This is a genomic window from Amaricoccus sp. B4 (assembly GCF_043226085.1).
Taxonomy (GTDB): Bacteria; Pseudomonadota; Alphaproteobacteria; order Rhodobacterales; family Rhodobacteraceae; genus Amaricoccus.
In genome coordinates, this window is record NZ_CP171225.1 from 2830726 (window position 1) to 2843891 (window position 13166).

The 13166-nt window shown below is 67.2% G+C and carries 10 protein-coding genes and 1 riboswitch; of the genes, 2 read left to right on the top strand and 8 right to left on the bottom strand.

The features are described from left to right. Positions 1–19 precede the first annotated feature (19 nt). Positions 20–1720, top strand: a complete 1701-nt coding sequence (locus ACF66B_RS13640; protein WP_392662938.1) for a SulP family inorganic anion transporter — start codon at positions 20–22, stop codon at positions 1718–1720. A gap of 19 nt (positions 1721–1739) precedes the next feature. Here the strand turns inward: ACF66B_RS13640 and ACF66B_RS13645 are convergent, their stop codons facing one another. From ACF66B_RS13645 to ACF66B_RS13680, 8 genes are all read right to left on the bottom strand, one after another. Next, positions 1740–2321, bottom strand: coding sequence for a putative toxin-antitoxin system toxin component, PIN family (locus ACF66B_RS13645; protein WP_392662940.1), 582 nt, complete (start codon positions 2319–2321; stop codon positions 1740–1742). A gap of 16 nt (positions 2322–2337) precedes the next feature. Continuing rightward, positions 2338–2796: an excisionase family DNA-binding protein gene (locus tag ACF66B_RS13650; protein ID WP_392662943.1), complete on the bottom strand. Its 459-nt coding sequence runs from the start codon at positions 2794–2796 to the stop codon at positions 2338–2340. Between the two features lie 416 nt (positions 2797–3212). Then, entirely contained in the window at positions 3213–5279 is a 2067-nt protein-coding gene (locus ACF66B_RS13655) for a M10 family metallopeptidase C-terminal domain-containing protein (protein WP_111429149.1), read from the bottom strand. Between the two features lie 381 nt (positions 5280–5660). Continuing rightward, on the bottom strand, positions 5661–6599 hold the full coding sequence (locus ACF66B_RS13660) for an AEC family transporter (protein WP_111429148.1): 939 nt from the start codon (positions 6597–6599) through the stop codon (positions 5661–5663). 88 nt (positions 6600–6687) lie between these two features. Further along, positions 6688–8295 carry a peptide chain release factor 3 gene (locus ACF66B_RS13665; RefSeq protein ID WP_111429513.1) on the bottom strand — a complete coding sequence of 536 codons (1608 nt, stop codon included), beginning with the start codon at positions 8293–8295 and terminating at the stop codon, positions 6688–6690. A gap of 142 nt (positions 8296–8437) precedes the next feature. Further along, a complete protein-coding gene (locus ACF66B_RS13670; RefSeq protein ID WP_392662947.1) occupies positions 8438–9427 on the bottom strand; it encodes a pentapeptide repeat-containing protein in 990 nt (329 codons plus the stop codon). 283 nt (positions 9428–9710) lie between these two features. Then, the gene (locus ACF66B_RS13675) at positions 9711–10550 is read right to left on the bottom strand and encodes a GNAT family N-acetyltransferase (RefSeq protein ID WP_111429146.1); all 840 of its coding nucleotides are present in this window, start codon (positions 10548–10550) and stop codon (positions 9711–9713) included. 102 nt (positions 10551–10652) lie between these two features. After that, positions 10653–11327 (bottom strand): energy-coupling factor ABC transporter permease, encoded by a 675-nt coding sequence (locus tag ACF66B_RS13680; protein ID WP_111429145.1) that lies wholly within the window; start codon positions 11325–11327, stop codon positions 10653–10655. A gap of 114 nt (positions 11328–11441) precedes the next feature. Continuing rightward, positions 11442–11683, bottom strand: a riboswitch (cobalamin riboswitch). A 337-nt stretch (positions 11684–12020) separates the two neighbouring features. On the opposite strand from ACF66B_RS13680, the gene ACF66B_RS13685 reads away from it, so the two are divergent. Further along, entirely contained in the window at positions 12021–13160 is a 1140-nt protein-coding gene (locus tag ACF66B_RS13685) for an NUDIX domain-containing protein (RefSeq protein ID WP_111429144.1), read from the top strand. The last annotated feature ends 6 nt before the right edge of the window (positions 13161–13166 follow it).

Genomic DNA, 13166 nt, shown 5'->3' on the forward strand with positions numbered 1-13166 from the left:
GATCAGAGCCCCCCGCCCCATGAGCATGAGATCCGAAGACCCGCTCGCCCTCCGCCCGAGTTTCGCGGAGATGTTCACGCCCAAGCTCGTGACCGTCCTGCGCGAGGGCTACACCCGCGCCGCGCTGCGCTCCGACGCGGTTGCCGGGCTCACCGTCGCGATCGTCGCCCTGCCGCTCTCCATGGCCATCGCCATCGCCTCGGGGGCCTCGCCCGCGCAGGGGCTCTACACCGCGATCTTCGGCGGCTTCCTCGTCTCCGCGCTCGGCGGCAGCCGCTTCCAGATCGGCGGCCCGGCGGGCGCCTTCATCGGCCTCGTCGCCGCCACCGTCGAGGCCCATGGCATGGGGGGCCTCGCGCTTGCCACCGTGCTCGCGGGGCTCATGCTCATGGCCGCGGGCTTCCTGCGCCTCGGCACCTACATCAAGTTCATCCCCTACCCGGTGACGGTGGGCTTCACCGCCGGCATCGCCGTCATCATCTTCGCAAGCCAGATCGGCCCGCTCCTCGGTCTCCAGCTCGCCGGGCCCGAACCCGGCCCGATCCTCGAGAAGCTCCCGGTCCTCAGGGACGCCCTCCCGACGCTCTCCTGGCCCGCGCTCGCCATCTCGGCCGCCACCATCGCGCTCATCTCCGGCCTCAAGCACCTCCGCCCGCACTGGCCGGGCATGCTCATCGCGGTCGTGCTCGCGGGCATCGCCACCGCGCTCTTCGCCCTCCCCGTCGAGACCATCGGCACCAGGTTCGGCGGCATTCCCACCAGCCTGCCGGCGCCCGTCCTGCCGGAGCTGAGCCTCGCGAAGATCCAGGCGGTGCTGCCGAATGCGCTCGCCTTCGCGCTCCTTGGCGCCATCGAATCGCTCCTTTCCGCGGTCGTTGCCGACGGCATGACCGGCCGGCGCCACCGCTCGAACTGCGAACTCGTGGGGCAGGGGGCGGCCAATATCGCCTCGGCGATCTTCGGCGGCCTCTGCGTCACCGGCACCATCGCGCGCACCGCCACCAACGTCCGGGCCGGGGCGCACGGGCCCGTCTCGGGGATGTTGCACGCGCTCTTCCTGCTCGTCTTCATCCTCGTGGCCGCACCGCTCGCCAGCTACATCCCGCTCGCGAGCCTTGCGGGCATTCTGGCCATCGTCGCCTGGAACATGGTCGAGAAACACGCCTTCGCCACGCTCCTGCGCGCCTCGCGCGGCGATGCCGCGGTGCTGCTGACAACCTTCCTGCTCACCGTCTTCCGCGATCTCACCGAGGCGATCGTCGTGGGCTTCGCGCTCGGCTCGGTGCTCTTCCTCCACCGCATGTCGCAGACCACCGCGATCACCAGCCACACGCCCCTCGTCTCCGAGGATCAGGCCGACACCCAGGGCGCCGACCGCGTGCCTTACGAGGAATGCGAGGCGCGCGACCCGAATGTCGTGGTCTACCGCATCTCGGGGGCGTTCTTCTTCGGCGCGGCGGCTTCCATCGGCTCGGTGCTCGACCGCATCTCGGATCAGCACCGCGCGCTGGTGATCGATTTCGCCGCCGTGCCCTTCATCGATTCGACCGCGGCCAACACCATCGAGATCCTCACCCGCAAGACCGGGCGCAAGGGCATGGAGGTGATCCTGACCGGTACCGCGCCGGATGTCCGCCGCGAACTCGTCGCGCATGGTATCAGGCCCCCGCTCGTGCGCTACGAACCCACCATCGCCGCCGCGCTGGGCGTGCTGAAATAGCGGCGGAGGGGCGGCGCGCTCAGATCCGGGTGCAGTCGGGCTTCAGCCGCGCGGCCAGCCGCGGCATGCCCTTCGCGGCCAGCTCCATCAGGAATTCCGCCGGGCGGAAGGGCGGATTGCGGTAGTCCTCCCGCATCTGCCGGAAGGCGTCGATGCCGGCTTCCGGGTAGAGCTCGAAGGTCCGGCACAGGAAATCGTCCGGGTCGATCGCCTCCACATCGAAGGGCGCGAGCGCCTCCGCCGGAAAATCCTTCAGGTTGCGGGTGACGATATGCTGGGCGCCGCATCTGATGGCGGCGGCCAGTACATGCCGGTCGTCGGGATCGGGCAGCGTCAGCCCGTCGATCAGCGTCTCATGCCCGCGCACCCAGGAATCGTCGAAGTGCGTGCGCATCGCCGCGACCTGGCGGTGGACGCTCTCGGCCCGGTCGGGTTTGCAGGCGAGCAGGGATCTCATCCATTCCTCGACAATCGTGTCGCTCCAGCGGGCGCGAAACAGCCCGGCTTCATGAAAGCGCAGCAGGGCATCCCGCATCCAGAACGGATACAGGACGTTCGCGTCGAGAACGACGGTGAAGCGGTCGGCGTAATGCTGGCCCAAGGCGGAATCGATCTGGTCAGTCGGCGTCGAAGTCCTGCCCGAGCCGCGCCATCTCCCGCAACGCTCCGCGCCGGCCCGCGTCGCGCTTGGCCTTGTAGGCCATCAGATCCTCGAGCCGGACCCGCCGGTGTGAGCCGACCTGGATATGGTCGATGGTTCCGTCCTTCAGCAGGCCGCTCAGATAGGGCCGGCTGACATTGAGCAGATCCGCCGCCTGCTGCGTCGTGAGCTCGGCGCCCGTCGGCACGATGGTGACCATGTTGTTGCGCGCGAGCAGGCCGAGCAGGTCGATCACCACATCGCCGACGGCGGGCGCGAGGCGCATCTCCTTGCCGTCCGCATCGACGAAGATCGTCAGCGAGCCGTCGTCGTTGCGCGCCCGCGCCAGCGCCGTTGCGGCATCGGCGGCGTTCGTCATCTCGTCATGGGTCGGCAGGCGTTTCGTGAGCGCGACGACCCTGTCTGCGTGTCCCATTCCTGTCTTCCCTCCGTGACGTCGCGGGCGTGTCTGCGGCGTTTCCGCGCCGAAACGGCTCTGCGGCGTGCAATCGACAAATAAGGTCTCAGGCATGTTCTCTCAAATGAAATAACCGTAATAATCGAAACAAGTGTAACCCGGCCGTGCCGGGCGGGCCGCGGTGCGCCCAGCGCGCGCTCCCCCTTGCCCGATCCTGCAAATCTAACCCAAACTGCTCACGCGCCGGTTAACCACGGGCCCGGAATGGCCCCCGGCGCTCCGCACGCGCCCTCGGCCCTGCCGGTCTCCGCGCAGCGTTTCACGGCCTGATTCATGATTTGTTAGCAACTTTATCAAGATATTTCAGACACTTGATTTCCGTTTCACCGTGAAAACCCTCGTTTTCACGGTGAAACGACCCTCCGGAGCCCCGCTCAGAGGATCAGATCGTCGGCGCTGAAATGCGAGACATGGGCGAGCGCGATCTCCATCTCCGGGCGGCCGTTCCCGGTCAGATCGACCAGAAGCCGGTGATGGGCCGCATCAAACCGGACCTGACCGCCGTCGCCATCGAAGGCGTTGCGGCCGATGAATTCGAGATGCTGATTGCCGTCGCGCAGCGGGTCGCCGTCGATCCGGACGAGATGAATCTTGTCGTCGCCGCGGCCGAAATCCGTGATGACGTCGCGGGCCGTGCCGGGCCGGGAATCGCGGAAGTCCGTGAAGACAAAGACATCACCATCTGCCCCTCCCGTCATCCGGTCGGCGCCGAGCCCGCCCACCAGCGTGTCCCTTCCCTCGTTCCCGGTCAGATTATCCCGGTCGTTGCCGCCAATGAGCTTGTCATTGCCCGCGCCACCCCGGATCGAATCGTTGCCGGAATTGCCCAGCAGCTTGTCGTTGCCGCCGGCGCCAAACATCTTGTCGTTGCCCCCGAGCGCATTGATCTCGTCGTCGAACACTGTGCCGACCAGCCGATCGCCCCGGCCCGTCGGGGCGTCCGCATCGCGGATCGTGCTGAGCGCCCGTACCGTGCCGAACCCGACGGTCTCGTCGGTCGTCGAGGTGAAGTTGGCCTCGCCCAGCCGGAAGACCAGCGTCTCGTTGCCTTCGGTGTGCCCGTCTCTGGCGAGATCCACCTTCACCCGCCGGACATCGGCGCCACCCGCGGTGAACTCGACCTCGCCCGAAAGGCCGGAACCGTCGAGATCCTTGCCGCCGATGGTCGGCCCGCCGCCGATCTTCCAGTCGACGGTGAAATTCGTGTCGCTCGATCCGAGCCGGACCACCGTGAAGATGAGCGATCCGCCCTCGCGCGCCGCCGTCTGCGAGGCATGGGCAAAGACCAGCGTGTCGAAGACCCGCGCCGTCTCGGACCCGTCCGTGAGCAGCAGGGTGTCCGCATCTCCCGCAATTCCGGTGCTTCCGGTGCTTCCGTTCGATCCGGTGCTGCCGGTCCGGCCCGGTGCGCCGTCGGGGTAGAGGAAGAGCGAGCCGCCCGAACCGCCCGCCCCGCCGCGCCCGCCGGAGCCGCCGCTGCCGCCAGAGCCCCCGGAGCCTGCGTCCGCGGTTGCGCCTGCCCCGCCGAGCCCGGTGCGGATGGCCAGGGTGCCCTCGTTATAGATCCCCGCCGTCGCATTGCCGCCGAGCCCGCCGGGTCCGCCGGACCCGCCGCGGCCTCCCGCGCCGCCATTCCCGCCGTTCCCTGGCAGGAGGTCGCCAGGGAATGCGCCAAAGGCCACGCCGTCGCCGCCGTTCTGGCCACGCCCGCCATTGCCGCCGGTCCCCCCGCGCGCGCCTGCGCCTCCATCCCCCGCCGAGACGCTGACATCGGGTGTAACGGCGACGTTGATGACCTTGAGGGTTGCCGATGCATCGTTCCAGACCGCGCCAACGGCCATCCCGCCGGCCCCGCCGTTGCCGCCCCCTGTCCCGCTCTGGCCGCTGCCGCCGCTACGGCCGTTCATGCCGTTGTCGGCGGTGCCGAAGCTCGTGCCGGCCGTTCCGTTGGCTCCGGCCCCGCCCGTGCCGCCATTGCCGGCGGTGATGCCGATGTCGGCGAACTCGACGCCCGAAAGCGTGAGCCTGGCGAGGGACTCGTTGTAGATCGTCGCGAAACTGCCGCCATTGCCGCCGGTGGTGCCGGCGAAGATGGAATTGAAGCCGTCGGACCGCGTGATGTCGAATCCGCCGAAATGCACGCTGTCGATCCGGAGGTCGGTGCCGTCGTTATGCAGCAGCGATCCACCGCTGAAACTGTCGCTGGCGGAAATCGTGACATCGGCAAGCCCGTCGCGATTCCGGTCGCCCTCGATGACGAGCACAGAATCGTCGTCGATGGTCAGGGACCGCTCGAGCGTGACGCGGGAAACGGCCTTGGCAAAGACAATGCGGTCCGCGCCCTCCGTCGCCTCCGCGAGCGCAACGGCTTCCCTGAGAGTGAGGCGCCCATCGTCGGGATCGGTGGTATCGCCGGAATGGGTTACGACAATTCTTGTCATGGCACGGTCCTTCCTGTCGGCCCGCAGAGGACGCGGGGCATAGTCTTTTCGAGCAGGTGGCGGTGAGCGATGACGGGACGGATCTGGCTCGCAGGCACGCCGCGGGAGCGAGCCTGTCGGAGCGTTTCGCCGGTCGCCGGCGGCCGTCCGAAACGAAATTGCAGCGGAGGGCAATGCCCCGCTGTAGCTATTCTCCAGTCTTCCGTTGCGTGGTCCCCGTTCCCCTGCAGAGGAAAGGCTAGTCCCGGAGGATAAATTCTGTCACGCTTTAAATTGTCGCACAGTAATTTTGATCGCATGCGGACACTATGCTCGGGTGTTCTGCCGCGTGGTCTTTGATCTGCCATCCCGGCGGTCTTGCAACCGCGCCTCGGTCCGCGTTCACTGGCTTGCCGCGAGATAGAGCGAAAGGGTCAGAACGGAGAGCACGGTGGTTGCCACGACCACGCGCGCGGTCAGCAGTGCATCGCGCCCGTAGAAGGCTGCGAGCATGAACGGGCCGGTGCCAGTCGGAAGCGCCGAGAGCAGCACCGCGGTCTGGGCCGCAGTGGCCGGGAGCCCGAGCAGGGGCACGGCGACGAGCCATGTGACCGCAGGCTGGACCGCCAGCTTCAGGACGACAAGCAGGAGCTCGGCGCTGCGCCCCTCTTCCGGGCGGCGGCCGGCATTGTCGGCGAGGAAGAGCCCGAGCGCTACAAGCGCGCAGGGCGAGGCGGCCCCGCCGAGAAGATCGAGGAAGGTTTCGAGCGGCTTCGGCACCGGCCAGCCCGACAGCATGACGAGAGCCCCGACAGCCGGCGCGAGGAGGAGCGGGTTCCGGACCAGCGCGGAGAGCGTCCGCCGCGCAATATCCCGGCGGCGCATCCCGGAATGGAGCGCGCTTTCGATCAGCACGATCGCGACGCCGAAGAGCACGCAGGCGGTGAGGATGGTCGCGAGGAGCGTTGCGGCCAGACCATCCGGGCCAATGACCGCAAGAACGAGCGGAAAGCCGACATAGCCGGTATTGGGATAGGCGGCATTGAGCCCGTCGATCGCGGCATCGGCAAGCCGGCGGCCGCGGCGCATCCGCACAAGAAGGGTGATCCCGAAAACGGCTGCACACCCGGCCGAGAAGGCGAAAATGAAGCCGGGTTGCCAGATCTCCGCGGGGCTCGCGTTCGCCATGATGTCGAAGAGCAGGGCGGGAAGGGCGAGATAGACCACAAGACGGTTCACCTCGCGGGTGGCATCCGGCCCGAGCGCATTGCTGCGCCGCGCGAGCCAGCCCGCAAGGATCAGGGCGAAGATCGGCAGGACTATGGCGAGGTTGGGGAGCATGGGGCCTCGATCCGGGGAACCCGCCCTCCCTAGCGCGCCCGGGCCGGTAAACCAATCCGTCTCGGCCGCGCGCGTCTCCGCCCGGAAATCAGACCATCATTTCCTTTGTCGCGGTAAGCCGAAGGTCTGGATAATCGCGCTCCACGCGGTCGATGTCCCATTGCAGGCGGGTCATGTAGACCGGATCGCCGTCGTGGTCCTCGGCCATATGGCCCTTGTTGGCCTTGATGAAGGCCTCGATCTTGTCCTTCGGGCCCGAGATCCAGCGCGCGGATGTGAACTGGGTCGGCTCGAAGCGGACGGGAAGCCCGTATTCGAGCTCGATGCGGGAGGCGAGCACATCGAACTGGAGGGGGCCGACGACGCCGACGATCCAGCCCGAGCCGAATACCGGCTTGAAGAGCTTCGAGGCGCCTTCCTCGGCGAACTGGGTCAGCGCCTTTTCGAGGTGCTTGGCCTTCATCGGATCGCCCGCGCGGACGTTCTGCAGGAGTTCCGGCGCAAACGAGGGAATGCCGGTGAAGCGCAGGTCCTCGCCTTCGGTCAGCGCATCGCCGATGCGGAGCTGGCCGTGGTTCGGGATGCCGATGATGTCGCCGGCCCAGGCATCCTCGGCCAGTTCGCGGTCGTTGGCGAGGAAGAGCACGGGGTTGGAGATCGCCATCGGCTTGCCGGTGCGCACGTGCTTGAGCTTCATGCCACGGGCAAAATGGCCAGAGCAGAGGCGGACGAAGGCCACGCGGTCGCGGTGCTTGGGGTCCATGTTGGCCTGGACCTTGAAGACGAAGCCGGTGACCTTGTCTTCCCAGGCGCCGACGCCGCGGGTTTCGGTCGGGCGGATCTGGGGCGGGGGCCCGTAGAGCCCGATGCCGCGCATGAGCTCCTGCACCCCGAAGGAGTTGATCGCCGAGCCGAACCAGATCGGCGAGAGGTTGCCGTCGAGCATGGCCTGGTGGTCGAAGGTGGGCAGCAGCTCGCGCGCCATCTCGACCTCCTCGCGGAGGGTCTCGAGCAGGTCCGCCGGAATGTGGTCGGCCATCCGCGGATCGTCGAGGCCTTCCATGCGGATGCTCTCGGCGCGCTTGTTGCGATCGGCGCGGTCCATGAGCTCGAGCCGGTCGTTCAGCATGTCGTAGCAGCCGAGAAACTCGCGGCCCATGCCGATGGGCCAGCTTGCCGGGCAGACGTCGAGCTGGAGCTCCTGCTGGATTTCGTCTATGATTTCAAAGGTATCGCGGGCCTCGCGGTCCATCTTGTTGCAGAAGGTGATGATCGGCAGGTCGCGGAGGCGGCAGACCTCGAAGAGCTTGCGCGTCTGGCTCTCGACCCCCTTCGCCCCGTCGATCACCATGATGGCCGCATCGACTGCCGTCAGCGTCCGGTAGGTGTCTTCGGAGAAGTCGCTGTGGCCCGGCGTGTCCACGAGGTTGAACCACCAGTCCTGGAAGGGGAAGGACATGGCGGAGGCCGAGACAGAGATGCCGCGATCCTGCTCCAACTTCATGAAATCGCTGCGAGTTCTGCGCGCCTCGCCCTTGGCGCGGACCTGGCCCGCCATCTGGATGGCGCCGCCGTAGAGCAGGAACTTCTCCGTCAGCGTTGTCTTGCCCGCATCGGGATGTGAGATGATCGCGAAGGTCCGCCGGCGGGCGACTTCGGGCGGCAGTTCGGGCGTGTTCATGGCTCTGTCCAGCATGGCGGGGATATAGCGAGGGGGCGGGCCCTGCGCAATCTGGGGCATGTGCAACGCATGCACATTCCATGCACAGGGCGTATGCATAGTGATTTTGTGGGGTATTTACGGCGGTCTGGCTGCAACGCACGCTGCGGAGCGACAGCTATTTCGAAAAGATAACCCTGAAAGTCGAGGCGCCAACGACGCCCGCTGCGACCAATGCGCCGGGATTGGCGGGAATGCCGAAGAGTCCAAGGAGAGAGGTCCCCAGCCCGATCATACCGAATTTCCACAGGTTGCCGTAGGTCCCGGTATGTGAGTCCAGATAACTGATCGCGATCTGTAGCCTGTCTGCCAATGCGATCAGCTTCTCCTTGAGGATCGCGGCGTCCTGCTCTGACAAATCGGGCGCGCTGCCAACTGGAAGGCGTGCGTGCAGATTTTCGACTACGACCAGTGTCTCCCGGAGGAAGTTCAGTCGGGCGTTATACTCGGATAGCTTCTCTGCATCGTTGGGGACCGGCACCATAAGATGCGCAGCGATTTCCCGCTGGATCTGCTCCACCATGTATTGCGCGAGGCTTGAGGCTTCGCTGTAGGTCCCCGTCAGGGATTGGCGTATTTCTGCGGTGCTCCGCGCACGGACGGCCACCACCAAGTTGGTAGATACCCCTCTAGTGGCGGGAAGATGCGGATCTTGCCCTCTCGTTTCGATCTGCTCTTCAACCGAGAAGGCTTCCTCGATTGCCTGTCCTGGCATTTCCGGATCGGGCCAATGGGCCGGGTGGTGCAGGCCCTCGGGCAGGATGACACCAGTGTCGCCATCCATTTTGTCGAGCTGTTCCTGGATTAGCTCGATGGTGCTCTTTAAATCGGTATACTCCGGCACACCTGCATCGTTCGTGCCCATGCTGGAGTATACCGATTTCACGTTCGCCCCCCTGAGGTCCGCCCCCCAGAGGTCCGCCCCCCTGAGGTCCGCCCCCCAGAGGTCCGCCCCCCTGAGGTCCGCCCCCCAGAGGTTCGCTCCCCTGAGCTTCGCCCCCCTGAGCTTCGCCCCACTGAGGCCCGGCACGAAATCTTCCCGCTCGCGCCGTGCGTTCCACGCCTCGACGCCTTCGAGGAGCCATTCGAGGTGCTGGGGATTGGCCATGGGTGGGGCTCGGAATGGTGGCGTGATTGAATGCCCGGGGACTATGGCAGGTTGTGGCGCGGAAGCAAAAGGTTGCGTCGCTATTGGGGCCCGGAACAACATCGAAAAGGGCAAGCTGATCCCGCAACCTTCAACGACGCCTCTTCGTTGCTGCGAAAGGCGGCGCCATCCGGGGGTGCCGTCGTATTCCACTGTTTTTGCGAAGATGTTCCGGGATTATTTTACGTAAGGATTTTGTGCAATCTGCCCAGGGGAAAGTGAGGGCCAGTGATGGCAGCCCCTTTCACCCCAGCTCGAAGCTCGCGACGCCGAAGGTTCGGGAGGGGTCTTCGGGCGGCGGGGGCCCGAGCCACATGCGGGCGGTCTCGAAGCCCGGTGTGAGGCCGAAGTCCCAGGCGAGCGCGGTTGCGGCCACGTTGGGTTCGGGGACGTCGAGGATGACGGGGCCGTCGCCTGCGTGGCGGGCAAGCGCGGTGAAGAGGGCGCGGGCCTCGCCGGGGCCGTCGGCGAAGAGCGGCCCGATCTTGCTGCCCTCGAGGCAGGCGCGCAGCACGCCGTAGCCGCGGATCCGGGCGCCGCGCAGGAGGACAAGCGCCGTTCGATGGGGGGAGGGGGCGAGCCAGGCGCGGAGATAGGCCGGACGCGCGTAACCGGCGATCGCCGCGTCATATGCGATCACCGCCGCGACGAGATCGGGTGTGATCGGCCGGATGCCCTCGGCGATGGGGTCCGGTGCCGGTGCCGGGCCGCTGAAGCGGATGTTGCGGTGGGAGAGGGCGAAGCCCGAGCGGCGGTAGTTCGTCTGTTGCGCCACCACCCCGTCGAGGCCGATGGAGGCGCCCGCGCGCCGCGCGATCCCGGCTTGCCAGAGCGCGAGCCCGTGGCCCTGTCCGCGCCATTCGGGGCGGCAGATGTAGAGGCCGAGAAAGCCCACCTCCGGCGCGTGGCGCACGACGGAGATCGCCGCCACCGGTTCGCCCCCGATCTCCCCGATCAGGAAGCCCTCGGGGTCGCTTGCGAAGAAGGTGCGGGCATCGTCGCGGCCGGGATTCCAGCCCTCGAGCGCGGCCCAGTCGAGGACACGGCCGAGATCGGCTTCGGTCATGGTTCGGATCGTCAGCATCGGAGCCTCCCGCAGACTGCCCGGCGATCATAGCGCGTCTGGCGGCAGGATGCAGGTGGGGGAGGCGCCGCCCCCAAATGGGCGGGGGCGGCGCGGGACGCGTCAGGCGGTGTGGACGCGGGTCTGGACGAGCCGCGAATGCGACAGGCCGTGGAGCGCCTTGGCGGCCGCGAGCACGCCGAGATCGGCCAGCGGCTCGATCAGGATCACACTCATGTAGGCGGCGCCAAAGCTCGCGATGGCCGCGAGGTTCGAGGCTTCCAGGCCGTGGCCGTAGAGCGCCCAGAACCCGACCCAGAGCACTACGCCGCCCTGATAGGTGACGGAAAGGGCAAGCGCCTCGCGATACTTGAGGTCGACATAGGGTGTGCCGTTGGCGATGAGCCGGTGCGCGACGGCCCGTACAGCCAGCAGCGGCACGATGAGCGTCGTCACGTTCATGCCGTATTGCGGCAGGTCGAACGGGGCGAAGAACAGGCCCTGGATCAGCAGGCCGAGGGCAAGGCCGAGCGCGGCGGGCGCGGCGCCGAAAATCAGGAAGAGTGTCGATCCGAAGATCAAATGCACTTCCGAAACGCCGACCGGGAAATGCGGCAGGATCTCGAAGAAGGCGAAGACGAGGCCGGCGGAAACCGCCGTGCGCAGCGCCAGTGCGCCCAGGCCTTCGCTGCGGGCTTCGGCGATGGCGTGCCGGATGACCCAGGCGCCAGCCCCTGTGGCGGTCGCGTAGGAGAGCGCAAGTTTGGCGCCGGTCACCACGCCGGGTTCGATATGCATCTGATTGTCCTTTCCGTGCGCCGCATACACCCCGTGCAGCGGCCTGGATTGCGCAAGAGGACGGACGAGGGCAGGGACAGGGCAGTGACGCCCGGCCGGACGCGCCCCGCGCCGCCAGTTCGAACGCCATCGGGCCGGTCTCCGGGCTTGCGAGCGGCGTTTCCGCCGGGCGGTCCGCCTTCCCATGCCCGACCGGGCACAGTGGCATCATGAACCGCCGCCTCTCGCCTACCGTTGCGGGGGCAGCGCCGGAGTCGGGCGCGAGATTTTCCGCGCCCTGGACCGGCTTCCCGTTTCACCCTCGTGCCGCAGCATGATTGCCGCGCCACTTGGGCACCGTCAGGCGCAGTCAGCATAGCGTGGCGCGAGGGCGGATGGAAGTGGAGCCGTGGCGATCCAGCACCGGCGGAGCTTTGCCGGGCACGTCGGCGTGACGGCTCGTGAGGCCGGGCCGGACTTGACGGGCAGGGGGGTCGCCCCCAACCTTTTCCACGACGGCCGTTGATCGAGGTTTCACCGGCAGGCCCGGCTCCGCAACCATCTTGCAAGCATTGGTTGTATATAGGGCTGGAATGAAACCTTGAGATGCGGCAATATTGCAGTGCAAGACAATGCTCGGGAGGTCCGGGGCATTTCATCATGGCGCCGACGCGGCGTGCCTACGATCCTGAACCCGTTCGAGGTACTGAATTGTTGGACATCTTTCTTTCGGCACCTTTCGCGCATCCGGACATTCTGGATGTTCTCTTCGATGATGACACGGCGCCGGTTTCGCTGCGGCGCGCCACGCTCCCCGATCACGTTCTTGTCGAGGACAGGTCTGGCATGGCGCTCAGCCTGCTCCGGCGGGAGGGCGGCCTTACGGAGGGTGTGATCGTCACGGCGGAGGCCGCGGCGGCGGCGCGTGTGACCTTCGTGATGGCGGCCTTCGGTGCCGAGACGGCGGAGGTTCCCGTCGATGGCGCGGATGGCCCCGCAGTGGTCCTGGCCCATGTCCGGGAGAAGGCGCCTTCAGGCCCCTCGCGCATCGCCGAGCCGCGCAACTGGACCGGCGAACGGCAGATGCTGCTCCATGAGATCGTTCGCGAGATCGCCGGGCATATCGGGGAACGGCGGCCGGGCGAGATGCCCGCTCTGCTGCATGGGATCTGTTTCCGCGCGCTCGCGCGTGTCCGCGGCCGGAGCACCGATCTGCCGGCCGTTCTGCGCCGCTCACCGCGACCCGGGGATGTCGAAGTTCTCGGCCTTCAGAGCGGGTATGCGAAGTATTTCGGCGTCGAGGAGCATGTGGTGAGCCACCGGCGCTTCGATGGCGGTGCCTCCGGCCCGATCGAACGGGCGGTGATGGTCAGCGGCGACGGTGTGACGGTCGTGCCCTACGATCCGGTGCAGGGCACGGTGCTGCTCATCGAGCAGTTCCGCCCGGGGCCGCATGCGCGGCGCGATACCAACCCCTGGCTGCTCGAGCCCATTGCCGGGCGTTGCGACAAGCTCGAGCCGCTCGATGAATCGGTGCGGCGCGAGGCGCGCGAGGAGGCCGGGCTCGAGCTCGGCCGGCTCGTGCAGCTGCCGGGGTACTACTCCACCCCCGGTGTCTGTGCGGAGTTCCTGACCCCCTTCATCGCGGAGGCTGATCTTTCCCGCGCAGGCGGGGTGCACGGACTTGCCGAGGAGGGCGAGGATATCCGTTCGATCGTCGTGCCGCTCGAGGTCGCGATGGAGGCGGTCGCCTCGGGAGAGATCAATGTCGGCCCGCTCATCCTTTCGCTGCTCTGGCTCGATGCCAACCGCAGCCAGCTTGTCCGTGACTGGGGGGCTTCGAGCGCGGCTTGATGGAGC